The following is a 26877-nucleotide window of genomic DNA, read 5'->3' as shown; positions in this document are numbered from 1 at the left end:
CATGTGGAAACAAGTGAAGGCCGGGCTGAGCCGCTGGGTGCCGGGCATGTCCCGGGCCGACAGCCAGCTCAACCAGGCGCGGGGACACGCCAACAAGGCCAGGGGCCTGAAGCGGCTCGGGGCCTGGCTGTGGGCGCTGCTGGTGGTCGCCCTGCTGGTGGCGATCTGGTGGCTGGGGCCGCAGTGGGAGGTCTTCGACAGCCGCCCGCTGGCGCCCTGGCCCAATCGCCTGCTGGCCAGCCTGGCGCTGCTGGGCGTGGTGGCGGTGGTATGGGGCATCCGCCTGGCGCGGCGCCTGCGCGCCCTCGACGAGGAGCGCCGCCACGAGTCGCAGCGTCAGCAGGACCCGGTGCTCGGCCAGGTCGAGCGTCAGGAGGAGAGCCTGGACGCCACCCTGCATGAGCTCACCGACAGCCTCGGCGGCGGCGCCAACGCCCGCTACAAGCTGCCCTGGTACCTGGTGATGGGCGTCGAGAACGCCGGCAAGACCAGCCTGATCAACCGCTCGGGGCAGAACTTCGCCCTGACCCACGTGATGAAGGCGTCCGGCCAGGGCAAGCGCAGCCGCCTGGGCTTCGACTGGTGGATCGGCGACAAGGCGGTGCTGATCGACCCTGACGGCGAACTCTTGACCCAGGGCGCGCTGCAGGGCGGCGAGCCGGCCGAGCTCGAGAGCCGGCTGTGGGATCACTTCGTCGACTGGCTCGAGCGGCATCGCTCGCGTCGGCCGCTGGACGGCGTGGTGCTGGTGCTCGACCTGGCGCGGCTCAGCGACGCCGAGGTGGCGGTGCGCAAGGCCTACGCCTCGCTGCTGCGCGCCCGGCTGCGCGAGCTGATGGAGCGCCACGGCAGCCGCCTGCCGGTCTACGTCACCTTCAGCAAGATGGACCTGCTGCACGGCTTCGACGACTTCTTCCGTCACTATTCCCGGGCCGCCCGCCGCGCCCCGCTCGGCTTCACCTTCTCCGCCGCGTCCCTCGACAAGCCGGGCCTTTGGGAGGAGGAGTTCGCCGAGGCCTACGACGGCATGCTCGAGCGGCTGAACCAGACGCTGCCGACCCTGCTGGCCGAATGCCGCGATCGCGACGAGCGCGAGGCGGTGTTCCGCTTCGTGCGCCAGCTGGCCGGCCTGCGCGACGTGCTGCTCGGCTTCATCGGCGAGGCGCTGTCCAGCGACCGCTTCTCCACCGCGGCCATGGTGCGGGGCGCCTATTTCACCTCGGTCTACCAGCAGGGCGTGCCGGAGGATCCCTTCGTCGACGCCGCCGCGCGGCGCTACGGCATGAGCGACGGCGTGCAGCCGGCCCACCGGGCCACCAGCTCGGCGCTGTTCTTCACCGAGGAGCTGTTCGACCGCATCATCTATCCGGAGTCGGGGCTCGCCGGGGACAACGCCCGGGCGGCGCGCCGCCGCCATCGCCTCCGCCGCGCCAGCGCGCTGGCCTGCCTGTTCGGCGGGGCGGCCCTGGTCGGTGGCTGGTACCACTTCTACGAGAAGAACGCCCAGGCGCTGGCCGCGGTGGAGGACAAGGCCGAGGCCTTCCTCGCCGTGCGGCCGAGCCACTGGCAGAGCGACGATCCCACCGGCCGCGCGCTGCTCCAGCCGCTGGACCGCCTGCTCGGCGCAACGAGTGAGTTCGGCGACTACCGCTCGCGGCCCTGGCTCTTGGCCGACATGGGCCTCTATCAGGGGCACGAGCTGGGCGTGGAGGTCGACAACGCCTACCTGCGCCTGCTCGAACAGCAGTTCCTGCCGGCGCTGATGATCGGCATCATGGACGACATGAACCGCGCGCCGGACGGCAGCAACGACAAGCTGGCGCTGCTGCGTATCCTGCGCATGATGTCCGACGCCAGCGGCCGCCAGCCCCAGCGCGTGCACGACTTCATGGCCGACCGCTGGCAGGCGGCCTTCCCCGGGCAGGGCGACGTCCAGCGCCGCCTGCTGGCGCACCTCGACTACGCCCTGGCCTACACCGACCTGGCGGGCCACGCCGAGGCCGGCACGCCCGGCGCCCGGGATGCCATGGCGCCGCTCGAGGGCAGCATCGAGGCGGCCCAGCAGGAGCTCGCCCGCCAGCCCATGGCCGAGCGCGTGTATGCCTCGCTCAAGGCCGGCATCTCCCAGGGCAGCGCCGCGCCGCTGGACCTGCGCTCGAGCGTCGGCTCGGCCTTCAGTCTGGTGTTCATGGCCCGCAACGACGAGGCCGAGCGGGTGCGCATCCCCGGCCTGCTGACCCGCAACGGCTTCGAGGGCTACTTCCTCGAGCGGCTGGATCAGGCCACCGAGCTGGCGCTGATCGATACCTGGGTGCTCGGCCAGCGCGACGACATCGACTTCAGCGAGGCCGACCGCCGGCGCCTGCAGGAGGCGCTGCGCGAGCGCTACGCCAGCGACTATCACGTCACCTGGCGCGAGGCCCTGGCCGATATCCGCCTGGTGCCGCTGCCCGACCTCCATCAGGCGGTGGTGGTGGCCGACGGCCTGCTCGGCGCCAGCCGTCCGCTGGATCGCCTGCTGGGCGAGCTGTCTCAGCAGACCCGCCTCTATCCCGAGCTGCCGGCGGACGACGAGGCCGCGCGCCAGGCCCTGCAGGAGTCGCCGCGCTACCGCCTGGCCAGCGAGATCGAGCGCCACTTCGCCGAACTCAACGCGCTTACCGAATCGCGTGGCGACAACCCCTCCAATCTCGACGAGATCAAGGACGCCGTCGGCGACCTGCGCGACTACCTGCGCCAGGTCGACGAGGCCGGCGACCGCGGCCAGCAGGCCTTCCTGCTGGCCCGCGACCGCCTCTCCCTGCAGGGCGGCGATCCGATCGCGGCGCTGCAGCGCATCGCCGAGGACAGCCCGGCGCCGGTGGGCGGCATGCTCGAGAGCCTGGCCGACCAGAGCTGGCAGCTGCTGATGGAAAGCGCGATCCGCCATCTGGAGCGCCAGTGGATGGACGAGGTCGTGGTGCCCTTCCAGCAGCGCCTGGCCGGCCGCTATCCGCTGGCGCCCCAGGCGTCGCGTGAGGTGTCGCTGGCCGACTTCGAGGAGTTCTTCGCCCCCGACGGCACCCTGGACGCCTTCTACCAGCAGAACCTCAAGCCGTTCATCGAGGGCGCGCCGGAGGCCCTGCGCAACGCCGAGGGCGACTCGCTGCTGCGCCAGGGCGTGCTCGACGCCGTGCAGCGCGCCGAGCGCATCCGCGAGGCCTACCTCAACCGCGACGGCGTGCTCGACGTGCCCTTCAGCCTGGAGCCGCTGAGCCTCAGCGCCGACAAGCGCCGCGGCGTGATCAGCGTCGACGGCCAGCTGATCGACTACGCCCACGGCGCCAGCCGCCGGGTGCCGATGATCTGGCCCAACGGCCTGCGCGACAGCAACGAGAGCCGCGTCACCCTGGTGCCGAGCCAGGTCAATCGCTCGCCGCGCACGCTGCGCCGCGACGGCCCCTGGGCCTGGTTCCGCCTGCTCGACGAGGCCCAACTGACCGGCGCCGGCGAGCGCGAGCTGGAGCTCAGCTTCCGGGTCGACGGCGGCAGCATGCGCTACCGCCTGGTCGCCGACGGGCCGCGCAATCCCTTCACCCGGTCGCTGGTGGCGGGCTTCCGCCTGCCCAGGGCGCTCTACGCCGAAGGAGGGCAGGGCGATGCTGACGACGCTTAAGCGCTGGCTGGGCGCGTCGCCGAGCCGGCCCGTCGAAGCTCCCGCCGCCGAGCCCGCGCCGCCGGAGGCGGCGCCGGGGCTGGTGGCGGCCACCGTGGAGGACATCCCGCTGCTGCTCGAGGCCGCGCGGCGCGCCGAGGAGGAGGGGCTGTCCCCCTGGGTGCTGCGCGACGAGAGCCGCCTCGAGACCCTGCGCCGCTCGCTGGAGTTCGTGGTCCATCGCGGCCTCTGGCTGCAGCGCGAGGGCGACCGGGTCGCGCACTGGCAGGGCCGGCTGCTGGCGCTGCGCCACGGCGACGGCCCGCTGCTCGGCATGCTGCTGGTGTGTCGGCGCGACGACGAGTCGGCCTGGCAGCTGCGCTTCTTCTTCATCGCCCCGGAGTGGCAGGGCCGCGGCCATGGCGCCCGGCTGCTGCTGGCCGCCCGGCGCGAGCTGATGGGCACGCCGCTGCAGACCCGACTGCCGCTGCAGGGCGCCGCCCCGGCCAGCCTGGCGGCGGCGGGATTCCGGCGCATGCACGTGGACGCCGGCGGCGTGGCCAGCTTCGAGGCCCCGGTAGAGTGGAACGATCAACGCGAACGCACGCGCGGCGCCTGAGCGGCGGCGCGCCTCGCAAGGAGGACGCATGGGACGCAAGTTCGTATTGCTGGGGGATCTCGGCACCGACCACGAGGGCTTTCCGCCCACGCCGGTGATCGCCGGTAGCCCGACGACGATGATCGACGGCAAGCCGGTGGCCCGCCTGGGCGATCCGCTGGAGCCCCACGACAAGCCCAACCACGGCCCCCACCCGCGCGCCATCGCCGCCGGCTCGGGCAGCATCCTGGTCGACGGCAAGCCGGTGGCGCTCACCGATCACGCCGTGGACTGCGGCGGCGTGGTGATCGGCACCGCCAGCGGGGAGGGCAGCTGACATGGCCGACCGTAGCGGACTGCAGTTCACCCTGAGCCTCACGGGGTCCGAGGACGCCGATCTGGCCGTCGTCGACTTCACCCATGAAGAGGCGCTCTCGGCGCCCTTCCACCTGCGGGTGAGCTTCGCCAGCCGGGCCGCCGACCTCTCGCCCGAGGCGCTGCTCGACCGCCCGGCGAGCCTGACCGTGTGGCAGGACGGCGTGGCCCAGCGCCGGGTCCACGGCATCGTGGCCGAATTCGGCCGCGGCGACCGCGGCCATCGCCGCAGCTTCTACGAGGTGGTGATCCGCCCCTCGCTGTGGCGGCTCTCGCTGCGCCAGAACTCGCGCATCTTCCAGCGCGTCTCGCCGCTGACCATCCTCAACACCCTGTGCGAGGAGCGCGGCCTGACCGACGTGGCCTTCGCGGTGACCCGCGAGCCGGCCGAGCGCGAGTACTGCGTGCAGTACCGCGAGACCGACCTCGAGTTCCTCGAGCGCCTGGCCGCCGAGGAAGGGCTGTTCTATTTCCACGAGTTCGAGGACGCCGACCTCGGCGCCCATCGGCTGGTGTTCGCCGACGATCCCCAGGTGCTCACCGGCCTCGGCGAGCGCCGCTACCATCACCGCGCCGGCGGCACGCCGCCCCAGCGCCACCTGCGGCGGCTGACCCAGACCGCCCGGGTGCGCCCGGCCCGGGCCCAGCTCAAGGACTACTCGTTCAAGCAGCCGGCCTATGCGCAGCTGCACGACCAACAGGGCCAGCGGCTGGAACAGCACAGCCAGCGCGAGGACTACGAGCACTACGACTACCCGGGCCGCTACAAGGCCGATGCCTCGGGCCGGGCCTTCACCCGCCACCGGCTCGAGCACCTGCGCCACGACGCCCTGACCCTCGACGGCGAGAGCGACCTGCCGGAGCTCACCCCGGGCGCGCGCTTCACCCTGGCCGACCACGACGTGGCCGAGTTCAATCGCGGCTGGCAGGTCGTCAAGGTGGTCCACCAGGGCGACCAGCCTCAGGCCGTGGAAGAGGACGCCGTCGGTATCACGGCCAGTGATCAATCGGCCATGACCCGCTACTACAACACCCTGAGCCTGACCCCGGACGACGTCGCCTGGCGCCCGGCGCCGCGGCCCAAGCCGCGGGTCGACGGCCCCCAGGTGGCCTTCGTGGTCGGCCCCGAGGGCGAAGAGATCCACTGCGACGAACACGGCCGGGTGCGCTGCCAGTTCCCCTGGGACCGCTACGCCGAGCCCAACGAAACCGCCAGCGCCTGGCTACGCGTCAGCCAGGGCTGGGCCGGCGGCGGCTACGGTATGATGGCGATCCCGCGCATCGGCCACGAGGTGATCGTCTCCTTCCTGGAGGGCGACCCGGACCAGCCGCTGATCACCGGGCGCACCTACCACGCGGTCAATACGCCGCCGTATTCGCTGCCGGAGCACAAGACGCGCACCGTGCTGCGCACCCAGACCCACCAGGGCGAGGGCTTCAACGAGCTGCGCTTCGAGGACCAGCACGACCAGGAGCAGATCTGGCTGCACGCCCAGAAGGACCTGGAGCTGCTGACCGAGAACGACCGCACCGAGGAGATCCGCCGCGACAGCCACCTGGCCGTGAAGCGCGACCGCATCACCGAGATCGACCGCGACGACCATCACACCGTGCATGGCGAGCGGCGCACCCAAGTCGACGGCGACGACCATCTCAGCGTGGGCCAGACCCGCCACGAGAAGATCGGCCGCGCCCAGCTGGTCGAGGCCGGCAGCGAAGTGCACCACAAGGCCGGCATGAAGGTGGTGGTCGAGGCCGGCGCCGAGATCACCTTGAAGGCCGGTGGCAGCTTCGTGAAGCTCGACCCCAGCGGGGTGACCATCGTCGGCCCGAGCGTGAAGATCAACTCCGGCGGCAGCCCCGGCAGCGGCACCGGGCAGAGCGCCCAGGCGCCGATCCTGCCGGGGGAGGCGACAGAAGAAATCCATGATGACGTCACCATGACACCAGTATTTCCAGGTAAGCCTGAACGCTTAAAGCAAGTGGCCTCAGAAGGGTTGTTGCTTAGTCCTCAGTGTCATCAGCAAGCCGATGGTAGCTGCCCGCTGGCTTCGTGCCCGTGCAAATAGGGGAGGGGCTCGACTATGGATCTTTCATCTACCTTGAAGACGCTGACTGAAGACAGGTCTGATCAAGAATCGGTGTTCGTTCTATTCGATGGCGCGCTATTTCAGGCTATGCAAAAGGCCTATGAGTACGAGGAATCACCACAGATATGTCCTGTCTATTATGGGACGCGTCATGAAGAGGCTATTGACGTCAGCCCATGCCTATATGCTCCGGGAAGCGCGAGTAAGATATGGAGCCTATCGGAGGTATGGCGAGACAATGGCATTGTTTTCACCAGTTCGGCTACTTTCTCTGATGTTCTAAAGCATTTGCAAAGCCTGATAAGCGTCACTCTTCCTTCAGGCCAAATGGCCTATTGGCGGTTTTATTCCCCCGAGTGGCTGTCATCGATAATGCAGGTCTTTGAGATAAATGACCTGAAAGACTTTTCTGGGCCCGTTACGCAATGGGCTGCTCATGTGGGAGATGGGTGGGAGGTATATCGGGGAGGTGTTTCGGAAGGCGCTGCTCAACCAAAAGAGGAAGGCTGGCTGCATTTAACTGGTGAGTACTTGGCGCGATGGAAACATCAAATGAATGAACGCTTTGTACAGGAAGTTGCTAGTGAAGCTCATGATAAGATAAATGGATCTCCATCAGGAGCGTCATGGGAGTCCGATATATCCAGGCTTTTCGATATCGCAAAAAGTGAAGGCTATAAAAAGACCGCGGATTTAGAACGGTTTATATGGGTGTTTTTGAGGCACCCTCATGCACTTGAGTCGACGGAATGCCGCGAAGTGATAGGTGATGCAAGCTGTCCACCCGCAAGGCGACTCGATAAAGTCGAGGCGATGCTGTATGACATTCAGGAAGGCGAGGGGCTGTAATGGAATATGCAGTAAAACAGGGCCAGACATTAACGGGGATTGCCAGGGAGAAAGGGGTTTCTATTTCTTCCATCATGGAGAGAAATCCGGCCTTGAATGATCCAAGCCGGCTCCAGGAAGGTGACTTATTAACTCTCCCTGACACCAGTGAAGTGAGAGACAATAGCTGTCCAGACGATATTATGGGCGATAGCCCATGCGCCGATGTCGACGAAGTGGAGCCTGGATTTCATATTGTCAAAAGCCCCCGGACGATGGAAGAACTCAAGGATTATCTATTTTCCGGTCAAGCTGGCGGTGATGTCGATGCCATGCTGGAGAGACTGAACCCAGGGCTGAAAGATGGCGTGAGCCCTGGTCAAGTCGTTGTGCTGAGTGACCCGAGAAGCCTCCAGTGTACGGAAGAAGAGAACCTGTTGATGCAGATTGCACAAGAGGTGAATGAAAAAAACGCTGAGCTGACTTACGAAGAGGCCCAGAGAACGGTTGATTATTATGATCTTTTAGGGGCTTCCACAGGCGGTGCTGGGGCAGCTATTGGTAATACTGCATCCGGCATGAAGCAGCATGCCCAGATGGTTGAATCAAAATTAAGAGAGATAGAAGCTCTGTATCAACGCGTCTATGAGCGCACAGGGCGAGTTGGGGGAGAAGAGTTTTACGCTCGGCGAAGAGCCCTATTCAAAGAATTGGATGCTATGCTTGACCGGGTGACACGCATGGGGCTTGGCATTCCAGAGCATCCAGATCTTCGTCATGCATTAGGTCTTTCTACAAAAAGTGCAGTCCATCACTGGCGTCAAGCAGGATCCGCCGCCTCCGGCATACCGGGCTATGCAGATAACTATGGCAATATTGCCAACGCAAGCAAGTGGCTTGGGCGAGCCGGGTATGTCGGTATTGCATTAAGTGCCGTTTCCACCCAGGCGAGTATACGCGAAGCCTGTGCTTCAGGGCGTGAGGAAGAATGCCAAATTGCCAGAGTGAGAGAATGGTCTGGATTTGGAGGAGGAGTAGCAGGCGGGGCAGCAGGAGGTGCTGCTGCTGGTGCTGTGGCCGGTGGAGTTTGTTTGGCGTTGGGAGTGCCGACGGGAGGGATAGGAACGATTGCTTGCAGTGTTGTACTGGTAGGTGCTGGTGGCTACGTGGGTGGGGAGGTAGGTGGCGCGGCAATGAAGCAAGGTGGAGAGTGGGTAGGTGAATCTATATATGGGACCTCAAAATGATTGATGTTGAGTTTGTGCTGGGGGTTATAATACTTTCAGTAGGGGGGGTAAGCCTGTTATCACTTTTGGTATGGTTTGTGCTTTTGTTTGTGTATTTAGAAGAAATGGATGGCTTTTTTGATAGTCCTGATTTTCCGAATAGGGGATATAGAGGAGTGTGGCCGTGGGGGATGGGGAGAGGAATGGCTTATGGAGTTTTTCTGCTTTTTCCTAAGTCGCGGCTTGTGAAAAAAAAATTCCCTCGTGCCCTTGAGGAAATAGATGTTGACGCGTTGCCAAAAAAGATAAAGTTCCTTGTGGTTTTTCCTATGTATACTTATATACCAGCTGTTTCTCTTCTGTTGGCATTTGGTCTTGCAGTCAAGATAAAAGACTGGGTTTTTTAAATTTTGGAATAAGTTGCTACCGCCGGTGGGAGCTGGCGCCACTATCAACAGCGAGCACCTCGCCCAGGGTCTCTCTCAGACCATGCAAGCGGCTTTCGTGCATCCCGATAATGCGGCCAAGAACACCCGACTGGTCCGGGATGGCGACTTCATGGCCCGCCACCGTCGTTGGCGAGGCAAAGTCGTGCGTCGTCAAAACAGCATTCGCGGCCTGAGAGGGGCTCTGGCACGCCCGGCTGCGCCACATGATCGTGCTGCGCAGTTGCAGGATCTCAATGGCCAGCAGCAGGAGCTCGATGAGCTGATGACCCGTGAGCCGAAGCAGTTCATCGCTCATCAGGCAGGAAGCTCCGGTGGGCCGAGCGAAACGCTCGGCTTTGATGAGTTGCGTGAACAGAATCGGCTCAAGCTTCAGGAAGGTGCCGCCGCTGCCCAGGCTCGAATGCGGGGGTGGATGAATCGCTATGGCGGTGGGCTACCGCTGTTGATCGCCGGGCTGAACCTGCTGAACGTGGGCAACACCCTCGCCACCATTGAGCGCGACGGCATGGATAGTAATGCCCGGCACTCCCTGATCAGCGGCTTGGGGTACACGACCAATGCGGTGATGGCGCTATGGGTGATGCCGTACTGGAATAAGCATGCGTTGTCTCATGTGGCGAAGATTGAAGACGTAACTACCCGATTGGCCAACGCGGGTGTTAAACGATGGAGTGGCAACGTAGCTTTTGCCCGCACAGCTGCCAAACTGACCACCCGCGCGGCCGGCATGGCGGTCTTTGGGGCGATTGGTGCTGGTATAGAAACCTGGCAGATTTATGGTCAGTTAGAAGACGCTACAAGCACGGAAGAGAATTTGTCGTTAAAAGCGAAAATGGCAAGTAGCGGCGTTATGGGGGCGTTATCAGGCGCTCAGTTTGCTGGGGCCCTGTTGGGCAGGTGGTTCGCTTTCGCCTGGATCATGGCACCTTGGACAGTCTGGGTCTTCGCCATCGCCGGGGTGGTGTATCTTTTCTCCTCCTTTATCGCGGGACATTATCACCGCGAGGGTATTCGTCTCTGGCTCTACCGGAGTGGTTGGGGGAATTCCCCCCATTGGTCAAGTGATGATGAAGGCCAAGCTGATGAATGGCGCGCCTTGCTGAAAACCCTCTACCAGCCATCGGCACGCCTGGAGCCGGTGACCACGCTTGGCTACCGGGGGCGGGCACCGGCTCAGGTCCATCAAGGGTATTGGCTCAAGGTTGCGCTGCCCTCGATGCTGGCGGGGGAAAAGCTCAAGCTCTCTCATAATGCGAGCCAGGGCTTCTGGGCGTCGGCTTCAAGTTTCGAGGATCGAACTGAGCGCTTGCCCGATGAACTGCCGGGATTGGCTGACTACGGCCCGCAGGAGACCCGTGTCTGGCAGGCCTGGCTGCCTGCCGACGTACAAGCCCCGGAGGCGGAATTTGCGCTGTCGATCGATTATCCGGCGGCGCTACTGAACTCCCCTAATGGCGCTGACTTTGTGTTTTATAAGCCAGAGGCAGATGCGGGTGGTTTTACCCTGGAGCCGGCGGAGAACACCCCTGTTCGGCAAGCGATGGGCCGACTGTTCAATCTGACGGTCCCGGCTTGAATTTATGCGGGACGGTTGCGGTTAGTATGTAAGTATTTTTGATTCAGTATCTTTGAAAAGGTGTTTGTGTGATGTGGTTTATTCAGCCAAAGAAAAATTACGTGCCTGAGATGCCCTGGGAACGTGTCGATGAGCCAGAGCTCATGAGCTGGCAGATTCGGGTGCGTGACTACAATACTTTTGTAGGAAATATGGTTTTCTTGGGCACCTACCTCCTTGTAGGGGGGTTTCTATGGGCTCTGGTCTACTTCCAAGGTGGTGGCGTTGTTGATGAAAACTCAATGCTGTTAATTGTGATGTCTGTTCTTATGATGCCCATAGTGATGAGTATGTCTCATCAAACTTCTATTATCGCTTATCGCTTGACGGATAAAGGTTATGAAAAGATATCGTGGAAACCCCAGATCGATTCGGTGAAGCCGGTGATGAAGTGGACAGCGATAGTTTCTGGTGTTGCCGTGCTGGTGGCCACCTTCTTCAATCCTTATTTTATTCTTGGCGCAGTTGGGCCGGCGGGCCTTGGTTTGATTGCATTGTCGATGGGCAATTCTAGTGGATACCAATCCCTGGTTCGCGGGGAAAGGCATGAAAATCGTGACTGGGATGCCGTTGAAGAAATCGTGCTTTGGGATAAACGTCGACTTATAGGGTTAAAGATGACCTTTGATGATGGTTTTGGTCCACACTCCAGCTACCAGAAAATTTATTGTAATAAGGGCGACGTTGAAAGAGTTCTGGGTTTCATTAAAAACGTGACACCCAGTGTTGATTTTTTTGAGCGCAAGTTGATTGTTAACGAAATTTCTGCTCAGTAGGCGGCAACATTGGGGTGAGCCTCATCGACTTGTCGGGGCACCGGTCGACACTCACCGCACAACACATTCTCGCCAGTGAAGGCGCGCTGTCGTCTTCCCTGGCGCCAGCGTTCTTCAAGGCTCACGCATGTCTGCCAAAGAAACTGAAATTCCCAGACCCGATATGGCTCAGCCCCATCGCGCCGGAGATATCACTCCTTTCCCTGCAGGCAAGATCATCTACCTTTCCCCGGTGCCCTTGCCCACGGGAGCGGCGCCCGTCGACTTCAATCAGGCTGTCGGCGAGGTCAACGATGCCTATCTGGACTTGGGCGGTAGCCTGCCCACGCCCTTTACCTGGCAGTTTACCCTAGGGATTCCTTTTATCGGTTATTTGATGCTGGCGTTTCTTATGCCATTGATAGGGGGCGGGGCTGCTGGATTATACGGTGAAAGTTTCGATGTGTTTCTCTTGGCTGCTAAGAAACTTTTTAATGTGAGTATTCTCACGACCTCTGTTTTTTGTTTTTTGGTGTTGCTTATGGCGTTGTTTATAAAATGCCAATACCATTTCAAGTTTCGTAACGATGTTCCCACCCGCTTCCATCGTCAGCGTCGTGAAGTAGCCTTCGCGCCGGGCGGCGGCAAGCCGCCGATCGTCGTGCCGTGGGAAAGCGTGGCGGCCTGGTTCACCGAGGCACAGGGCGCGACCCAGTACGGCGTGCAGCGCCAGTATGCCCTGGGGCTCGGCTTCATCGATCCCGAGACGGGGCAGCAGCATTTTGTCGAGCTCCAGCAGCCGGGCCGGCCGCTGGCGATGGGGCTGTGGGAGTCGGTGCGGGCCTACATGGAATACGAGGTGCATACCCGCGAGGAGATTCAGGATCCGAATGGCCTGCATCGCCCCGAAGATCCGCCCTACGAGGGCGTGCATACCTTCCATCACGCTCGCCGTCGACTGCATCGTCGCCATCGCGACGGCGAGATCGGCCTGTTCAAGGTCTCCATGTGGTACCTGTGGCACATCATCGACCTGTGGACGATTCCCTTCCATCTCGCCGAGTGGGAAATCCGCGCCATCCAGAAGGCCGGGCGCAAGACCCTGCCGGCGAGTCTGGAGGAATGGTCGCAGCCGATTCCCAAGGAAGAATGGGCCCAGCCCAGCGAGGTACTCGAGCGCCTCTCGGCGGAAGTGCGCCGGCGCTACGCCCAGCAGCCCAACCGGCCGATCACCGCCATCTTCGCCGAGGTCTACGCCGAGGAGACGACGCTCCCAGCCTGACGGGGCAAGCGTGGTTCCTGCCTCTTACTAAGGCATTGATTCACTGAACGATACATCACACGGCAAGGACGCCGTGCCCATCAATTTTCGCCAGGGAAGGCGCACTGCCGCCTGCCCCGGCGGTAGCGTGCTTCAAGGCGCTAATCAGTACCTGTCCCTGATTGTTTTGCCGGCGGTAGCGTGCTTCAAGGCGCTAATCAGTACCTGTCCCTGATTGTTTTGTAATTATTTTTGATTCAGTATCTTTGAAAAGGTGTTCGTGTGATGTGGTTTATTCAGCCAAAGAAAGATTACGTTCCTGAGATGCCTTGGGAACGTACTGCTGAGCCCGAGGTGATGAGCTGGCAGATCCGAGTGCGTGACTATAACACCTTGGTGGCAAACGTAGTTTTTTCTTTTATGTTGTTTTTCATGGCAGGCTTGTGGTTTTATATGGGTTTTTTTTTAGGAGAAGGTGGCTTTATTGAGAAAGCTTCCATTGTTATGTTCTTTTTGCTTGTGCCTGTTGCCATGAGTATGACTCACCAAACCTCTATTGTCGTTTATCGATTGACAGATAAAGGCTATGAGATGTTCTCGTGGAAACCCCAGATTGATTCGGTGAAGCCGGTGATGAAGTGGACGGCAATTGTCTCTGGCATTGCCGTTCTGGTGGCTGCCTTCTTTAATCCCTACTTTGTTCTTGGTGCAGTTGGACCAGCTGGTTTGGGCCTGATTGCACTGTCGATGGGTAATGCCAGTAGTTACCAGGAACTTGTGAGAGGAGCAGAGCATTGCAGCGCTTCTTGGCTCGATGTGGAAGAAGTGGCTCTTTGGAGAAAGCGTCGGCTGATTGGGCTCCGGTTTACCTTTCATGCAAGTGAAGGTGTTACACAGAACGGATATCGCACCTTGTATTGTAAAAAGGGTGAAGAGGATAAACGAGTTGCCTTTATAAGGGAGAAGGTGTCGGAGGTTCCTTATGTAGAAAGAAAGATGGAGGTTTTTGAAGGGGGGATGGCGATTTAGCCTTCGTTTTGAAAAACTACCTATCAGTCAAGCAAAAGCAGCACTGCAAGGACGCCGGTGACTCAATATTTCCGCCAGGGAAGGTGCGCTGCGGTCTGCCCGGCGGTAGCGTGCCTTTTGGCCGAACCGGCGTGAGTGTTGGAACACGCAAGGAGGCAGAACATGAGCGATGCTGCGCAGCCGGAAGAACAGCAAGGGTACGAGGACACGGCCTTCACGGCCGATCGTATTCCCCGGCTGGCACCGCCACCGTTTAATGACCCCCTGGTTTCTGCACTCCCGCATTAGCTGCGTAGGGTGTGCAGAAACCAGGGGGCAGTACAGCCGGACATTCCCCGGCTCGAGCCGTTCCGCCATCTCGACCCGACCACTCGAGCCTTCGACGAAGCCGGCAAGCGTGGCCGTCCGGCCACCTACTGGCGCGATCTCTACGCCAAGGTGGACGAAAAGGAACTGAATCGCCTGCGGGACGAGCACCACGAGAAGGTGAACGCCGCCCCCTGGGGCAGCCGCCCCGATCGGATGGCCCAGTCGGTGCCGGGTTATGAAGACAGCTACACCGCCGAGCCCGAAGACGTGAACGCCTACGCCCACGCGCCGACCAAGAACGTGCGTTTCGTGGAGCGTCCCGCGGCCTCGTCGGATGATGCTTCCGACCAGCACGATGCACGGCGCTGAACCTCTTGAACCTCGGTGGCCGATGGTTTTACCGAGGTTTGTCCGATCGACGCCGCAAGGCCGTTACAATGGCGCCCACATTCATCTCTTGGAAAGCGCATCATGAAGGATTCGGGGATCAAGGTCGCCACCTATGTCTGCCCGGCATGCCAGGAACGGGTCGGGCTGCGGCATCGCCATGCGCTGCGCCTGCTGCGCAACGAGACGGCCGAGTGCCCCAAGTGCGGGGCCGACGATCTCGTGGCGGGGGCGTCACGCGAGACGCTCTCCGGCCATCTTCGCCAGATGGAAGAGGCGGCGAAGAAGTATTCTCGTATCGTGCTGGTGACGGTGCCGATCATCCTGGCCACCCTGGCGCTGCACTTCTTCGGCAAGATCCCGACGCCGGTCTTCGCGGGGATCTTCATCGTCGCCATGGGCGTTCAAATCCTGGGCAAGCCGCGGAAGGCCATGCGCTCGCCGGTCGAGATCACGCTGGAGCGCTCGAGCTGAGCCGCTGGCGATCGTGATGTGACATGATCGGCCGGACACGACAGGGCCCACTCACCTGAGTGGGCCCTGTTCGTGGGTGGCTCGAGGGTGAACCCGATAGCCGGGGGCTAGGTGTCAGCCGAAGTCGCCGAGTCGCTGACCCATCCTGACCGTCTGTTCCGCATCCAGGCCGTTGAAATCGACCGGCTCGGCGAAGGTCATCACCACGGTGGAGCCGAGCTGGAAGCGGCCCATCTCCTCGCCCTTCTCGAGATGCACCGGGGTGTCGAAGCGGATGCGCTGAACGCCGCTGCGGGGCAGGGGCGTGATCTGCCCGGCCCACACCGTCTCGATGGCGGCGACGATCATGGCGCCGACCAGCACCAGCGCCATGGGGCCGTGCTCGGTGTCGAAGTGGCACACCAGGCGCTCGTTGCAGGCGAAGAGGTTGGGCACGTGGTGGGTGGTGGCGGCGTTGACCGAGAACAGCCGGCCCGGCACGTAGACCATCTCCCGGAGCGTGCCGGCCACCGGCATGTGCACGCGATGGTAGTCGCTGGGCGAGAGATAGACGGTGGCGAAGCTGCCGTCGCGATAGCGCCCGGCGGCTTCCAGGTCGCCGCCCAGCAGGTCGGCGGCGGTGAAGTGGTGGCCCTTGGCCTGGATCAGCCGGCCGTGCTCGAGGCGCCCGAACTGCGAGAGGGTGCCGTCGGCCGGCGAGACCAGCCCCTCGCCGATGGGGCGGGCGCCGTCCTTCAGCGGCCGGGTGAAGAACGCGTTGAAGCTCGGATAGGCGCTCGGGTCCGGCTGGTGGGCCTCGCCCATGTCCACCTTGAACTGGCGGATAAAGGCGCGAATGGCGAGGTCCTTGACCCAGGACACCCGGCAGTCGGCGAGCCGGCCGATCAGCCGCGAGAGCAGGTGGTGGGGCAGGGGATACTGGATCAGGGCGAACAGCTTGGCTGGGGTCACGAAGGGAACGTTCCGGTCGGTTGCATGAGTGATCAGAGGAAGGAGCGAAGAAGCAAGGCAGCGACGGGGCTGTCTTCCCTCTCCAAGGCGCGACGCGCCGGTCTTCCTTCCGCAGGCGGCCTGCTTCAAGCGGCGCCGCCGCGTCTTGCCGTTTATTTCTCGATCGGCGTGTCGTCGCGGTTGCCCCATTCCTTCCAGGAGCCGGGATAGGCGCGCATCTTCTCGAAGCCGAGCGCCTTGCCCACCAGCCAGGTGAGGCCGCTGCGGTGGTGGGTCTGGCAGTGAGTGACCACCTCCATGTCCGGCGTCAGGCCCAGCGTCTCGAGCTCGGTGATGAGCTCCGCGTAGTCGCGGATGCGCAGGTCGCGCGCCTTGTCCATGGCGTCGAGCCAGTCCAGGTTCACCGCGCCGGGGATGTGGCCGAGGCGCTTGTTGTCGCCCTTCTCGCCGTCGTACTCGGCGCGGGTGCGGGCATCCCAGATCGCGAAGCCCTTCTCGCCCAGGCGCTCGGCCAGCTCGACGCGGTCGATGGCCACCTCGGGGTGGAGGATCTCGGCCCGATAGTCGCTCGGCGCGGGGGCGCTGGTCTCGGTGGAGGTCGGCAGCCCGGCGGCGCGCCAGGCGTGGATGCCGCCGTTGAGGTAGGAGTAGCGGGTGTGGCCGATCAGCTCCAGGGTCCACAGCAGCCGGCCGGCCCAGCCGCCGCCCTCGTCGTCGTAGGCCACCACGTGGGTGTCCCGGGTCAGCCCCAGCGACGAGAACAGCGCCGACAGCGCCTCGGCGTCCGGCGCCTCGTTGGGCACGTCGCCCTCGCCGCGCAGCAGCCGCTTGGGGTCCAGATAGACGGCGCCGGGCACGTGGCCCCGCTCATGGCTCTCGGCCTTCAGCGGCACGTCGATGATCAGCAGCGAAGGGGCGTCCAGCTGCGCCTCGAGCCGCTCGGGCTCGACGATCAGCGGCAGCAGGTTGTCTTCTGAACTCATGGGGCTCTCCTTGATCGTTCTGGCCTAGACGTCCTGGCCTGAATCCGCCCGGCTCGGGCATGCCGTTGTTCTTTCAGCTCTCTTCGAGACTATCGACGATACGGCGGTAGCTGGCAAAGCGGTCGGCGTGAATCTCGCCGCTCTCGACGGCGGCCAGCAGCGCGCAGCCCGGCTCCTTGCGGTGGCGGCAGTCGCGGAAGCGGCAGCGACCGAGGTGCTCGCGGAACTCGATGAAGCCCTCGGCGACCTGAGCCTCGTCCAGGTGGATCAGGCCGAACTCGCGGATGCCGGGGGAGTCGATCAGCTCGCCGGCCCCATCGGCGTCCCGCTCGCCCGGGGCGAAGCGGTAGAGGCGGGCGGTGGTGGTGGTGTGGCGGCCCTTGCGCGAGTCCTCCGACAGCGCGCCGATGCGCAGTTCCTCGTCCGGCAGCAGGCGGTCGATGAGTGAGGACTTGCCGACCCCGCTCTGGCCGACGAACACCGAGGTGCGCCCGGCCAGCCGCCGATGGAGGGCGTCCAGGCCGCCGTCGCGGGCGGTGGTGGTGGTCACCACCGGATAGCCCAGCGCCGCGTAGCGTTCCAGCAGCGCGCCGAGCTCGCCGCCGTTCTCGGGCAGCAGGTCGGCCTTGTTGAGCACCAGCACCGGCGCGATGCCGGTGGCCTCGGCGGCCACCAGGTAGCGGTCGATGAGGTTGGCGTGGGGCTCGGGCTCCACGGCGAACACGATCAGGATCTGGTCGATGTTGGCCGCCACCGGCTTGAGCTGGCCCCGGGGGTCGGGGCGCTCGAGCACGCTTGCGCGCTCGCCGCGGGCCACCACCACGCCGCTGCCGTCCTCGCCGGCACGCCAGATCACCCGGTCGCCGGTGACCAGCCCCTCCAGGTTGGCGCGCAGGTGGCAGCGCACCGGGTCGCCGTCGCCCTCCGGGCGCACGTCCAGGGTGCGGCCGAAGTGGGCGATCACCCGCCCGGGCTGTTCGGCGCCGTATTCGCCGGCGTCGAGCTTGTCGGCATCCTGCTGGCCGCGCTTCTCGGCGCGCTTGGCGCGTTCGGCCTGGATCTTCTCGATGCGCCAGCGCTGCTGGCGGGTCAACTTGCGTTTGCTCATGAGGGCCCGAAGGTCGGTACAATGGCGGCATTGTACTCATCAACGGGGCCGGCTGTCGCCGGCCGCACGATCAAGGAACGTCCCATGGCCGCGAACCAAGATGCCCAGGATCCGCGCACCCGGCGCCTGGTGTGGATCGACCTGGAAATGACCGGGCTCGACCCGAACCGCGAACGCATCATCGAGGTGGCCACCCTGGTCACCGACGCCGAGCTCAACGTGGTCGCCGAGGGGCCGGTGATCGCCGTCCATCAGCCGGATGCCCTGCTCGAGGGCATGGACGACTGGAACCAGAAGACCCACGGCGCCTCGGGGCTGGTCTCGCGGGTCAAGGCCAGCACCGTCGACACCGCCAAGGCCGAGCAGGAGACGCTGGCGTTCCTGCGCGAGCACGTGGCGCCGGGCAGCTCGCCGATGTGCGGCAACAGCATCCACCAGGACCGTCGCTTCCTCGAGCGCGAGATGCCCGAGCTGCTGGCCTTCTTCCACTACCGCAACCTGGACGTCTCGACCGTCAAGGAGCTGGCCAAGCGCTGGAATCCGGGCGCGCTGGTCGGCTTCAGCAAGCGCAACGTCCACCTGGCGATGGACGACATCAAGGAATCGATCGCCGAGCTGTCGCACTATCGCCAGACCTTCCTGCGCCTCGAGGACGAGGACGGCGACGAGGAAGAGTAAGCGGTTCGTCGTCGGGGCTAGGCCTCGACGGCGATCGTGTTCCGCTTCTTCTCCTGCTGCCGCGCCAGCGCCCAGCGCACGTGCTCGCGGACCAGGTCCGAGGGATACGCCAGCCGGGCGCGCAGCGCGGCCTCCACCGTCTCGCTCCAGGGCGCGTTGCCGAGCCCCACCGCCAGGTTGCGCAGCCAGCGCTCGTAGCCGATCCGGCGGATCGGGCTGCCGGCGGTCCTGTCCAGGAACTCCTCCTCGCCCCAGGCGAACAGCGCGACCAGATCGGCGCGGTCCAGGTCGTGGCGCGGGGCGAAGTCGGCCTCGCTGCTGGCCCGGGTGAAGCGGGTGAAGGGGCACACCAGCTGGCAGTCGTCGCAGCCGAACACCCGGTTGCCCATGGCGGCGCGGAATTCCTCGGGAATGGCGCCGTGCAGCTCGATGGTGTGGTAGGAGATGCAGCGCCGCGCGTCGACCACCTTGTCCTCGACGATGGCGTCGGTGGGGCAGGCCGTGCGGCAGGCGCTGCAGCTGCCGCAGTGCTCGGCCTCGAAGGGTTCGTCGACCGGCAGCGGCAGGTCGGTGTAGAGCTCGCCGAGGAAGAACAGCGAGCCAGCCTTCGGGTTCAGCAGCATGGCGTTCTTGCCGAACCAGCCGAGCCCGGCCTTGCGCGCCAGGCCACGCTCCATCACCGGGGCGGAATCGACGAAGGCGCGATAGCCGAAGGGGCCGATCTCGGCCTGGATCTGCTTGGCCAGGCTCGCCAGGCGCTTGCGCATCAGCTTGTGATAGTCGCGCCCGACCGCGTAGCGGGAGACGTAGGCCTTCTCCGGCCGCGCCAGCATCCTGGTGGTTTCCACCTCCGGCGGCAGGTAGTCCAGACGCACGCTGATCACCCGCACCGTGCCGGGCTCGAGCTCCTCGGGGCGGGTGCGCTTGGTGCCGTGCTTGGCCATGAAGCCCATCTCGCCGTGATGGCCGGCGTCGAGCCAGCGCTGCAGGCGCGCCTCGTCCTCGGACAGGTCGACGTCGGCGATGCCCACCTGCTGGAAACCGAGTTCGCGGCCCCAGGTCTTGATGCGCTCGGCCAGCTCGGCCAAGTCGGTCTGCTGAGCCAAGTCGGTCTGTTGAGTGAGACGATCGGGGGCGTCGCCCGCGGGAGACGGCTGGGTCATGATTGAGGAAACACCGTTCGGAAAGGCGCCGCGACGCTTGGCGAGCGGCGGGAGACAGGACACACTTCGTGGAACGTCCATGGTAAAGCATCGCCTCGAAGGGAGACAGGGAATGACGGCATCGTCCGAAGCATCCGGCCGGGCGCTGTATCGCGCCGAGCAGGTCCGCGAGCTGGACCGTCGTACCATCGCCGCCGGCATCGCGGGCTTCGCGCTGATGCAGCGCGCCGCGGCGGCGGCCTTTCAGGTGCTGCGCGAGGCCTGGCCAGAGGCCCGCTCGCTCAGCGTGCTGTGCGGCGCCGGCAACAACGGCGGCGACGGCCACGTGCTGGCGGCGCTGGCCGCCGCCGAGGGCTGGGCCGTGCAGCGCGTGGCGCTCAAGCCGGTGGAGGCGCTGACGGGCGACGCCCGCCAGGCCGCCGACATGGCCACCGCGGCGGGCGTGGGGCTCGAGCCCTGGCGGACGGGGCTCACGCTTGCCGGCGAGGTGGTGGTGGATGCGCTGCTCGGCACCGGGCTTGCCGGCGAGGTGCGCGGCGACTTCCGCCAGGCCATCGCCGCGATCAACACGGCCGAGCGGCCGGTGCTGGCCATCGACATTCCCTCCGGCGTGCACGCCGACACCGGCGCCGAGCTGGGCGTGGCGGTCGAGGCCACGCGCACGGTCACCTTCATCGGCGACAAGCTGGGGCTGCACACCGGCCGCGCCCCGGCGCTGACCGGCGAGGTAAGCTTTCGCGGGCTCGACGCCCCCGCCTCGGCCGCGGCCGACATGCTGCCGGCGGCCGAGCTGCTGCACCGCGACGCCATCGCCGCGGCGCTGCCGCCGCGCCCGCGGGACGCCCACAAGGGTGACGCCGGCCATGCGCTGGTGCTCGGCGGGGCGCCGGGCTTCGGCGGCGCAGCGCTGCTGGCCGCCGAGCATGCCGCCCGGCTGGGCGCCGGCAAGGTCAGCCTGGCCACCGCACCGGAGCACGTCACCGCGAGCCTGGTGCGCCGCCCCGAGGTGATGGTCCACGGCGTGCGCGGCGCCGCCGATCTCGGCGAGCTGCCGTCGCAGGCCGATGTGCTGGTGGTCGGCCCCGGGCTGGGGCAGGGCAGCTGGGGCCAGGCGATGCTGCAGGCCGCCCTCGACGCCGGCCGGCCGCTGGTGGTCGACGCCGACGCCCTCAACCTGCTGGCCGGCCGCTTCGGCGGCCTTTCCCGGGACGACTGGCTGCTGACGCCGCATCCCGGCGAGGCCGGCCGCCTGCTCGGCACGAGTGCGGCCGAGGTGGAGGCCGACCGCCCGGCGGCGGCCGCCGAGCTGCAGCGCCGCTACGGCGGCACGGTGGTGCTCAAGGGCGCCGGCAGCCTGGTCGCGGGGCCCTCGGGGCTCGCCGTGTGCCCCTACGGCAATCCGGGCATGGCCAGCGGCGGCATGGGCGATGCCCTGTCCGGCATCCTCGGCGCGCTGCTGGCCCAGGGGCTCGACGGCGAGGCCGCCGCCCGGGTCGGCGTGATGGTGCACGCCCTGGCCGCCGACGAGGCCGCGGCGGCGGGCGGCCAGCGTGGCCTGCTGGCCGGCGATCTGGCATCCTGTGCGCGAATTCTGGTCAACCCGACGATGGGCGAATGACGATGCAGCTGCGACTCGATGACGAAGACCGCCAGGTGGCCTTCGGCGAATCCCTCGGCCGGGCCCTCGGCGGCCACGGCCTGCTCTTTCTCGAGGGCGAGCTGGGCGCGGGCAAGACGACCCTGACCCGCGGCATCCTGCGCGCCTACGGGCATCGCGGCGCGGTCAAGAGCCCCACCTACACCCTGGTCGAGCCCTACGAGCTCGAGAAGGTGCGCGTGAACCACTTCGACCTCTATCGCCTGGGCGATCCCGAGGAGCTCGAGTTCATCGGCGGCCGCGACCTGCTGGCCGACGACGCGCTGTGCGTGATCGAGTGGCCGGCCCGCGGCGAGGGCTGGCTGCCGACGCCGGACCTGACGGTGACGCTGAGCCTGGACGGCGAGGGCCGCCGGGCGACGCTGGTCGCCGGCAGCGACCACGGCCGCGCGGTGATCGAGCGCCTCGCCGCCGATGCCTCTTTGTCTGCAGCAGAGCAGTCCGAGGCAGCGCAGCCCGGGGCGACGGGCCCGGAAGGCGACCGCCTCTCATGAGCCAGGGCACCGTGTCCCGCCGCCTGCTCGGCGGCCTGCTGGCGCTGGCGGCGCTGATGCCGTCCGCGGCCCTCGCGGCCAGCGTCGACAACCTGCGCCTGTGGGCGGCCCCCGACCATGCCCGGCTGGTGTTCGACCTGTCGTCCGCGGCCGAGGCGAACGTCTTCAGCCTCGACGATCCGCGCCGGCTGGTGATCGACCTCTCGGACACCCGCCTGGCCGCCGACGTCGAGCGGCTCGACCTGGACGGCAGCGCCATCCGCGACGTGCGTACCGGCGTGCGCGACGGCGATGACCTGCGTGTGGTGCTGGAGCTCAACCGCGAGGTCGAGCCGCGCCACTTCAGCCTGGCGCCCAACGAACAGTACGGTCACCGCCTGGTGGTCGACCTCGAGTATCCCGGCGAGAGCGCCGTGGAGGACCCGATCGATCCCATCGAGGCGATGATCCGCGATCAGGAGATCGCCGCCGACCGCGCCCAGACGCAGGCCCAGGTGCAGGGCCGCGATGCCGCCGCGACGACCCCGCCCCGAGAGCCCGCCCAGCCGCATCCCAAGCGCGACATCATCATCGCCGTGGATGCCGGCCACGGTGGCGAGGATCCCGGCGCGATCGGCCCCTCGGGCACCCGCGAGAAGGACGTGGTGCTGGAGATGGCCCGGCGGCTGGCGCGCAAGGTCAACGACGCCGAGGGCTTCAAGGCGGTGCTGATCCGCGACGACGACTACTACGTCGGCCTGCGCCAGCGCACCCGCATCGCCCGTGAGCAGAAGGCCGACTTCTTCGTCTCGATCCACGCCGACGCCTTCCGCAGCCCGCGGCCCCACGGCAGCTCGGTGTTCGCGCTGTCCCAGAGCGGGGCGACCTCCGAGACCGCCCAGTGGCTGGCGGCCAGCGAGAACCGCTCCGACCTGATCGGCGGCGTCGACGGCAACCTGTCGCTCGACGACAAGGACGAGGTGCTGCGCGGCGTGCTGCTCGACCTGACCATGACCGCGACCCTGAACGATTCGCTGACCATCGGCGGACAGGTGCTCGACCGGCTGGGCCGGATCAACGATCTGCACAAGCCGCGGGTGGAGCAGGCCGGCTTCGTGGTGCTCAAGTCGCCGGACATTCCCTCACTGCTGGTCGAGACCGGCTTCATCTCCAACCCCGACGAGGAGCGCCGGCTGCAGCAGTCGGGCTATCAGGAGCAGATGATGGACGCGGTGTTCGGCGGCGTCCGGGCGCACTTCCAGCGCAATCCGCCGCCGGCCAGCCTGCTGGCCTGGCAGCGCGACCAGGGGCGCGATACCGGCGGCAACGAATATCGCATCCAGCCCGGCGATACCCTCTCCGAGATCGCCGCCCGTCATGGCGTGCCGGTGGCGCAGCTGCGCCAGGCCAACGCCCTGAACGGCGACGTGATCCGCGTCGGGCAGGTGCTGCGGATTCCCCGTTCGTGAGCGGGTCACGGGAGCGTTATGAGCGATAACTCACATATCCGGATCCTCGATCCCCGGCTGGCCAACCAGATCGCCGCCGGCGAGGTGGTCGAGCGTCCGTCCTCGGTGGTCAAGGAGCTGGTCGAGAACGCCATCGACGCCGGCGCGAGCCGCGTCGAGGTGGAGCTGGAGTCCGGCGGCGCCCGGCTGATCCGGGTGCGCGACGACGGCGGCGGCATCGACGAGGACGACCTGCCGCTGGCGCTGTCGCGCCATGCCACCAGCAAGATCGCCTCCCTCGAGGACCTCGAGGGCGTGGCCAGCCTCGGCTTCCGCGGCGAGGCGCTGGCCTCGATCAGCTCGGTGTCGCGGCTCGAGCTGGTCTCCAATACCCAGGACGATCCCACCGGCGGCTGGCGGGTGGTGGTCGAGGGCCGGCGCATGGAGCCGCGGGTCACGCCCTCGCCGCATCCGCGCGGCACCTCGGTGACGGTGCGTGACCTGTTCTTCAACACCCCGGCGCGGCGCAAGTTCCTGCGCACCGAGAAGACCGAGTTCGGCCACGTCGAGGAGGCCTTCCGCCGCCAGGCGCTGTCGCGACTCGATGTCGGCTGGGTGCTGCGCCACAACCAGAAGACCCTCCACCAGCTGCGCCCCGGCGGCGACCTGGTGGGCCACGAGCGGCGCCTCCAGGCGCTGCTCGGCAAGGGCTTCCTGGAGAACGCCCTGCACCTGGACCTCGAGACCGGCGGGCTGCGCCTGTGGGGCTGGGTCGGGCTGCCGACCCATTCCCGGGCCCAGGCCGACCAGCAGTACTTCTTCGTCAACGGCCGGGTGGTGCGCGACCGGCTGGTGGCCCACGCCATCCGTCAGGCCTACCGCGACGTGCTGTTCCACGGCCGCCATCCGGTGTTCGTGCTGTATCTCGAGGTCGACCCGACGGTGGTCGACGTCAACGTGCACCCGACCAAGCACGAGGTGCGCTTCCGCGACGGGCGCATGGTCCACGACTTCCTGTTCTCCAGCCTGCACCGGGCGCTGGGCGAGGCCCGGGCCGGCGCCAGCGTGGGCGGCGACGCGGAGCCGGGCGAGACCGCGGATGCTGCGCCCGGCGCGCCCGCGGAAGCCGAGGCGGCCCGCGCCGGCGAGGTCCGCGAGGCGCCGCCCCAGCCCGCCTGGCAGCAGCAGCCCATGGCGCTGCACGGCCGCGCGGAGGAGGGCGAACGCAAGGTCTCGCCGGATCGCGTGCGTGCCTTCATGGAGGGCTATCGGGCGCTGCATCCCGAGCACGAGGAGAGCCTGCTGACGCCCCAGCCTGCCGCGCCGGGGGCCGGTGGCGCCGCCGCCGACGTGGCGCTGGCCGAGCGCCAGGCGCGCTCGCCGCTCGGGGCCACGGTCGCCGCACCCGCCGAGGGCTCGTCTCCGGAGCCGTCCGAGTCGGCGCCCGGGGCCGCGCCTCGCCCGGCGATGCCGGAAGAGGACGCCACCAAGGCGCCGCCGCTGGGCTACGCCGTGGCCCAGCTGCACGGCGTCTATATCCTGTCGCAGACCGAGCGCGGGATGGTGATCGTCGACATGCACGCCGCCCACGAGCGCATCGTCTACGAGCGCATGAAGACCCAGGTGCACGGCGGCGCCCTCGAGGCCCAGCCGCTGCTGGTGCCGGTCTCGCTGGCCGCCAGTGCCGCCCAGGTGGCGACCGCCGAGGCCGAGCACGAGGCCTTCGCCCGGCTCGGCGTCGAGCTCGACGTGGCCGGCCCCGAGACGCTGCTGGTGCGCCAGGTGCCCACGCTGCTGGTCGACGCCGACGTCGAGCCGCTGATCCGCGACATGCTGGGCGACCTCGAGCGCTACGGCCGTTCGGATCGCCTCGAGGCGCGCATCAACGAGCTGCTGTCCACCATGGCCTGCCACGGCAGCGTGCGCGCCAACCGTCAGCTGACGGTCGAGGAGATGAACGCCCTGCTGCGCGACATGGAGATCACCGAGCGCAGCGGCCAGTGCAACCATGGCCGGCCGACCTGGACCGAGCTGAGCATGAAGGAGTTGGACCGCCTCTTCCTGAGGGGGCAGTGAACGACGATGCATGACACCCGCCCACCCGCCATCTTCCTGATGGGCCCCACCGCCGCCGGCAAGACCGACCTGGCCATCGAGCTGTACGAGCGGCTGGGCTGCGAGCTGGTCAGCGTCGACTCGGCGATGGTCTACCGCGGCCTCGACATCGGCAGCGCCAAGCCCTCCGCCGACGAGCTTTCCCGTGCGCCGCATCGGCTGATCGACATCCGCGATCCGGCCGAGCCCTACTCGGCGGCGGAGTTCCGCGAGGACGCGCTGCGCGAGATGGCCGAGATCACCGCGGCCGGCCGGGTGCCGCTGCTGGTCGGTGGCACCATGATGTACTTCAAGCGCCTGGTCGAGGGCGTGGCCGACCTGCCGTCGGCCGACGCCGAGGTGCGCGCCGAGCTGGAGCGCGATGCCGAGCGTCTCGGCCTGGCCGGTCTTCATGAGGCGCTGGCGCGGGTCGACCCGGCGGCCGCGGAGCGCATCCATCCCAACGATCCCCAGCGCCTGATGCGGGCGCTGGAGGTGTATCGCATCAGCGGCCGGTCGCTGACCGAGCTGTGGCATGAGCAGCGCCCGGAAACCTTTCCCTGGCGGCCGCTGTCGATAGGGCTCGCGCCCGCCGATCGCGGCGTGCTGCATGCGCGCATCGCCCGGCGTTTCGACGCCATGCTCGAGGCCGGCTTCCTCGACGAGATGGCCGCGCTCAAGGCGCGCGGCGATCTGACGCCGGAGCTCCCGTCGATGAAGAGCGTGGGCTATCGTCAGGGGTGGGAATACCTCGAGGGCGAGGTCGATCATGCGACCTTTCGTCACCGCGGCATCGTGGCCACCCGCCAGCTGGCCAAGCGTCAGCTGACCTGGATGCGTCGCTGGCCGGCGCTGCACTGGGTGGATAGCCTGGGCCCCGACCCGCTTGCACAACTCCTGAAACTGGTGCGCGAATTCGGGACTTAGCGTAAGATGGTCGCTTCGAGCGGCCGTACGACCGGGCTCATCGGTTACCCTGTGTCGCCCCCGGACGGGGCGAGCACTGAATGATCAACTCCAGAAACAATTCAGGGAGAGCAACATGTCCAAAGGGCAGTCCCTTCAAGATCCGTACCTGAACATCCTGCGCAAGGAGCGCATTCCGGTATCGATCTTCCTGGTCAACGGCATCAAGCTGCAGGGCCAGATCGAATCCTTCGACCAGTTCGTGATTCTGCTGCGCAACACCGTCAGCCAGATGGTCTACAAGCACGCCATCTCCACCGTTGTGCCGTCGCGCAACGTGCGGCTGCCGGCTCCCGATGCGCCGTCGGAAAGCAATGCGTGAGGTA

The 26877-nt window shown here is 66.1% G+C and carries 26 protein-coding genes; 21 read left to right on the top strand and 5 right to left on the bottom strand.

All coding sequences use genetic code 11. The annotated features are described in order from the left end of the window. Position 1: 1 nt before the first annotated feature. The 7 genes from tssM to ACGTNF_RS14105 are packed head-to-tail and all read left to right on the top strand — an operon-like array spanning position 2 to position 9158. Positions 2–3655: a type VI secretion system membrane subunit TssM gene (tssM, locus tag ACGTNF_RS14135; RefSeq protein ID WP_394602224.1), complete on the top strand. Its 3654-nt coding sequence runs from the start codon at positions 2–4 to the stop codon at positions 3653–3655. Then, the gene (locus tag ACGTNF_RS14130) at positions 3639–4253 is read left to right on the top strand and encodes a GNAT family N-acetyltransferase (RefSeq protein WP_394602223.1); all 615 of its coding nucleotides are present in this window, start codon (positions 3639–3641) and stop codon (positions 4251–4253) included. The genes tssM and ACGTNF_RS14130 overlap by 17 nt, the downstream gene beginning before the upstream one ends. Positions 4254–4281: 28 nt before the next feature. Further along, entirely contained in the window at positions 4282–4569 is a 288-nt protein-coding gene (locus ACGTNF_RS14125) for a type VI secretion system PAAR protein (RefSeq protein WP_046079160.1), read from the top strand. 1 nt (position 4570) lies between these two features. Continuing rightward, the gene (locus tag ACGTNF_RS14120; protein ID WP_394602222.1) at positions 4571–6676 is read left to right on the top strand and encodes a type VI secretion system Vgr family protein; all 2106 of its coding nucleotides are present in this window, start codon (positions 4571–4573) and stop codon (positions 6674–6676) included. A gap of 15 nt (positions 6677–6691) precedes the next feature. Then, positions 6692–7546 carry a DUF4123 domain-containing protein gene (locus ACGTNF_RS14115; RefSeq protein WP_394602221.1) on the top strand — a complete coding sequence of 285 codons (855 nt, stop codon included), beginning with the start codon at positions 6692–6694 and terminating at the stop codon, positions 7544–7546. Further along, entirely contained in the window at positions 7546–8772 is a 1227-nt protein-coding gene (locus ACGTNF_RS14110) for a LysM peptidoglycan-binding domain-containing protein (protein ID WP_394602220.1), read from the top strand. Before ACGTNF_RS14115 ends, ACGTNF_RS14110 begins: the two co-directional genes overlap by 1 nt. Then, positions 8769–9158, top strand: a complete 390-nt coding sequence (locus tag ACGTNF_RS14105; RefSeq protein ID WP_394602219.1) for a hypothetical protein — start codon at positions 8769–8771, stop codon at positions 9156–9158. Before ACGTNF_RS14110 ends, ACGTNF_RS14105 begins: the two co-directional genes overlap by 4 nt. Before the next feature lie 16 nt (positions 9159–9174). On the opposite strand, the gene ACGTNF_RS14100 is transcribed toward ACGTNF_RS14105, so the two are convergent. Next, complete coding sequence (locus ACGTNF_RS14100; RefSeq protein WP_394602218.1) at positions 9175–9495, bottom strand: hypothetical protein; 321 nt, start codon at positions 9493–9495, stop codon at positions 9175–9177. Here ACGTNF_RS14100 and ACGTNF_RS14095 point away from each other — a divergent pair. The 7 genes from ACGTNF_RS14095 to ACGTNF_RS14065 all read left to right on the top strand — a co-directional run bounded on the left by ACGTNF_RS14095 (position 9463) and on the right by ACGTNF_RS14065 (position 15030). Next, positions 9463–10776: a hypothetical protein gene (locus ACGTNF_RS14095; RefSeq protein ID WP_394602217.1), complete on the top strand. Its 1314-nt coding sequence runs from the start codon at positions 9463–9465 to the stop codon at positions 10774–10776. The two genes, ACGTNF_RS14100 and ACGTNF_RS14095, sit on opposite strands and share 33 nt — an antisense overlap. A gap of 71 nt (positions 10777–10847) precedes the next feature. Beyond that, entirely contained in the window at positions 10848–11591 is a 744-nt protein-coding gene (locus tag ACGTNF_RS14090; protein WP_394602216.1) for a hypothetical protein, read from the top strand. A 127-nt stretch (positions 11592–11718) separates the two neighbouring features. Continuing rightward, a complete protein-coding gene (locus tag ACGTNF_RS14085; RefSeq protein WP_394602215.1) occupies positions 11719–12852 on the top strand; it encodes a hypothetical protein in 1134 nt (377 codons plus the stop codon). Positions 12853–13116: 264 nt separating this feature from the next. Continuing rightward, entirely contained in the window at positions 13117–13860 is a 744-nt protein-coding gene (locus ACGTNF_RS14080) for a hypothetical protein (protein WP_394602214.1), read from the top strand. Between the two features lie 162 nt (positions 13861–14022). Further along, positions 14023–14148, top strand: a complete 126-nt coding sequence (locus tag ACGTNF_RS14075; protein WP_394602213.1) for a hypothetical protein — start codon at positions 14023–14025, stop codon at positions 14146–14148. Between the two features lie 9 nt (positions 14149–14157). Continuing rightward, a complete protein-coding gene (locus tag ACGTNF_RS14070) occupies positions 14158–14538 on the top strand; it encodes a hypothetical protein (RefSeq protein ID WP_394602212.1) in 381 nt (126 codons plus the stop codon). Between the two features lie 102 nt (positions 14539–14640). Next, on the top strand, positions 14641–15030 hold the full coding sequence (locus ACGTNF_RS14065; protein ID WP_152478332.1) for a hypothetical protein: 390 nt from the start codon (positions 14641–14643) through the stop codon (positions 15028–15030). Between the two features lie 114 nt (positions 15031–15144). Here ACGTNF_RS14065 and asd read toward each other — a convergent pair whose 3' ends face one another. The 3 genes from asd to rsgA form a co-directional block, all read right to left on the bottom strand. Further along, complete coding sequence (gene asd, locus ACGTNF_RS14060) at positions 15145–15981, bottom strand: archaetidylserine decarboxylase (RefSeq protein WP_394602211.1); 837 nt, start codon at positions 15979–15981, stop codon at positions 15145–15147. Positions 15982–16133: 152 nt separating this feature from the next. Continuing rightward, positions 16134–16964, bottom strand: a complete 831-nt coding sequence (locus ACGTNF_RS14055; protein ID WP_394602210.1) for a sulfurtransferase — start codon at positions 16962–16964, stop codon at positions 16134–16136. Between the two features lie 73 nt (positions 16965–17037). Next, entirely contained in the window at positions 17038–18072 is a 1035-nt protein-coding gene (gene rsgA / locus ACGTNF_RS14050) for a small ribosomal subunit biogenesis GTPase RsgA (protein WP_152478335.1), read from the bottom strand. Between the two features lie 84 nt (positions 18073–18156). On the opposite strand from rsgA, the gene orn reads away from it, so the two are divergent. Continuing rightward, entirely contained in the window at positions 18157–18750 is a 594-nt protein-coding gene (orn, locus tag ACGTNF_RS14045; protein ID WP_016856102.1) for an oligoribonuclease, read from the top strand. 17 nt (positions 18751–18767) lie between these two features. Here orn and queG read toward each other — a convergent pair whose 3' ends face one another. Next, complete coding sequence (gene queG / locus ACGTNF_RS14040; RefSeq protein ID WP_253742728.1) at positions 18768–19913, bottom strand: tRNA epoxyqueuosine(34) reductase QueG; 1146 nt, start codon at positions 19911–19913, stop codon at positions 18768–18770. 112 nt (positions 19914–20025) lie between these two features. Here queG and ACGTNF_RS14035 point away from each other — a divergent pair, with 112 nt between their 5' ends. From ACGTNF_RS14035 to hfq, 6 genes are all read left to right on the top strand, one after another. Then, positions 20026–21531 (top strand): NAD(P)H-hydrate dehydratase, encoded by a 1506-nt coding sequence (locus ACGTNF_RS14035; RefSeq protein ID WP_394602209.1) that lies wholly within the window; start codon positions 20026–20028, stop codon positions 21529–21531. Positions 21532–21533: 2 nt separating this feature from the next. Then, positions 21534–22064, top strand: coding sequence for a tRNA (adenosine(37)-N6)-threonylcarbamoyltransferase complex ATPase subunit type 1 TsaE (gene tsaE / locus ACGTNF_RS14030; protein WP_394602287.1), 531 nt, complete (start codon positions 21534–21536; stop codon positions 22062–22064). Beyond that, positions 22061–23512 carry an N-acetylmuramoyl-L-alanine amidase gene (locus ACGTNF_RS14025; protein ID WP_394602208.1) on the top strand — a complete coding sequence of 484 codons (1452 nt, stop codon included), beginning with the start codon at positions 22061–22063 and terminating at the stop codon, positions 23510–23512. The genes tsaE and ACGTNF_RS14025 overlap by 4 nt, the downstream gene beginning before the upstream one ends. A gap of 18 nt (positions 23513–23530) precedes the next feature. Continuing rightward, positions 23531–25567 (top strand): DNA mismatch repair endonuclease MutL, encoded by a 2037-nt coding sequence (gene mutL / locus ACGTNF_RS14020; protein ID WP_394602207.1) that lies wholly within the window; start codon positions 23531–23533, stop codon positions 25565–25567. Positions 25568–25573: 6 nt separating this feature from the next. Further along, a complete protein-coding gene (gene miaA, locus ACGTNF_RS14015) occupies positions 25574–26512 on the top strand; it encodes a tRNA (adenosine(37)-N6)-dimethylallyltransferase MiaA (protein WP_394602206.1) in 939 nt (312 codons plus the stop codon). Positions 26513–26627: 115 nt separating this feature from the next. Next, entirely contained in the window at positions 26628–26873 is a 246-nt protein-coding gene (hfq, locus tag ACGTNF_RS14010) for an RNA chaperone Hfq (protein ID WP_016855436.1), read from the top strand. Positions 26874–26877: the final 4 nt, after the last annotated feature.

The sequence above is a fragment of the Halomonas sp. B23F22_10 genome (assembly GCF_043496975.1).
Classification (GTDB): Bacteria; Pseudomonadota; Gammaproteobacteria; order Pseudomonadales; family Halomonadaceae; genus Halomonas; species Halomonas smyrnensis.
The sequence above is the reverse complement of the archived record's forward strand: the minus strand, read 5'-3'. Positions and strand labels throughout refer to the sequence as shown.

What these genes read in the sequence shown, in the direction of transcription:
- ACGTNF_RS14090 (WP_394602216.1), top strand. Translation starts at nt 10,848, where the DNA reads ATGTGGTTTATTCAGCCAAAGAAAAATTACGTGCCTGAGATGCCCTGG.
- hfq (WP_016855436.1), top strand. Translation starts at nt 26,628, where the DNA reads ATGTCCAAAGGGCAGTCCCTTCAAGATCCGTACCTGAACATCCTGCGC.
- miaA (WP_394602206.1), top strand. Translation starts at nt 25,574, where the DNA reads ATGCATGACACCCGCCCACCCGCCATCTTCCTGATGGGCCCCACCGCC.
- ACGTNF_RS14130 (WP_394602223.1), top strand. Translation starts at nt 3,639, where the DNA reads ATGCTGACGACGCTTAAGCGCTGGCTGGGCGCGTCGCCGAGCCGGCCC.
- ACGTNF_RS14105 (WP_394602219.1), top strand. Translation starts at nt 8,769, where the DNA reads ATGATTGATGTTGAGTTTGTGCTGGGGGTTATAATACTTTCAGTAGGG.
- orn (WP_016856102.1), top strand. Translation starts at nt 18,157, where the DNA reads ATGGCCGCGAACCAAGATGCCCAGGATCCGCGCACCCGGCGCCTGGTG.
- ACGTNF_RS14120 (WP_394602222.1), top strand. Translation starts at nt 4,571, where the DNA reads ATGGCCGACCGTAGCGGACTGCAGTTCACCCTGAGCCTCACGGGGTCC.
- mutL (WP_394602207.1), top strand. Translation starts at nt 23,531, where the DNA reads ATGAGCGATAACTCACATATCCGGATCCTCGATCCCCGGCTGGCCAAC.
- ACGTNF_RS14075 (WP_394602213.1), top strand. Translation starts at nt 14,023, where the DNA reads ATGAGCGATGCTGCGCAGCCGGAAGAACAGCAAGGGTACGAGGACACG.
- ACGTNF_RS14025 (WP_394602208.1), top strand. Translation starts at nt 22,061, where the DNA reads ATGAGCCAGGGCACCGTGTCCCGCCGCCTGCTCGGCGGCCTGCTGGCG.
- rsgA (WP_152478335.1), bottom strand. Translation starts at nt 18,072, where the DNA reads ATGAGCAAACGCAAGTTGACCCGCCAGCAGCGCTGGCGCATCGAGAAG.
- queG (WP_253742728.1), bottom strand. Translation starts at nt 19,913, where the DNA reads ATGACCCAGCCGTCTCCCGCGGGCGACGCCCCCGATCGTCTCACTCAA.
- ACGTNF_RS14125 (WP_046079160.1), top strand. Translation starts at nt 4,282, where the DNA reads ATGGGACGCAAGTTCGTATTGCTGGGGGATCTCGGCACCGACCACGAG.
- ACGTNF_RS14055 (WP_394602210.1), bottom strand. Translation starts at nt 16,964, where the DNA reads ATGAGTTCAGAAGACAACCTGCTGCCGCTGATCGTCGAGCCCGAGCGG.
- ACGTNF_RS14115 (WP_394602221.1), top strand. Translation starts at nt 6,692, where the DNA reads ATGGATCTTTCATCTACCTTGAAGACGCTGACTGAAGACAGGTCTGAT.
- ACGTNF_RS14085 (WP_394602215.1), top strand. Translation starts at nt 11,719, where the DNA reads ATGTCTGCCAAAGAAACTGAAATTCCCAGACCCGATATGGCTCAGCCC.
- ACGTNF_RS14110 (WP_394602220.1), top strand. Translation starts at nt 7,546, where the DNA reads ATGGAATATGCAGTAAAACAGGGCCAGACATTAACGGGGATTGCCAGG.
- tsaE (WP_394602287.1), top strand. Translation starts at nt 21,534, where the DNA reads ATGCAGCTGCGACTCGATGACGAAGACCGCCAGGTGGCCTTCGGCGAA.
- ACGTNF_RS14035 (WP_394602209.1), top strand. Translation starts at nt 20,026, where the DNA reads ATGACGGCATCGTCCGAAGCATCCGGCCGGGCGCTGTATCGCGCCGAG.
- ACGTNF_RS14095 (WP_394602217.1), top strand. Translation starts at nt 9,463, where the DNA reads ATGACCCGTGAGCCGAAGCAGTTCATCGCTCATCAGGCAGGAAGCTCC.
- ACGTNF_RS14100 (WP_394602218.1), bottom strand. Translation starts at nt 9,495, where the DNA reads ATGAGCGATGAACTGCTTCGGCTCACGGGTCATCAGCTCATCGAGCTC.
- tssM (WP_394602224.1), top strand. Translation starts at nt 2, where the DNA reads ATGTGGAAACAAGTGAAGGCCGGGCTGAGCCGCTGGGTGCCGGGCATG.
- ACGTNF_RS14065 (WP_152478332.1), top strand. Translation starts at nt 14,641, where the DNA reads ATGAAGGATTCGGGGATCAAGGTCGCCACCTATGTCTGCCCGGCATGC.
- ACGTNF_RS14080 (WP_394602214.1), top strand. Translation starts at nt 13,117, where the DNA reads ATGTGGTTTATTCAGCCAAAGAAAGATTACGTTCCTGAGATGCCTTGG.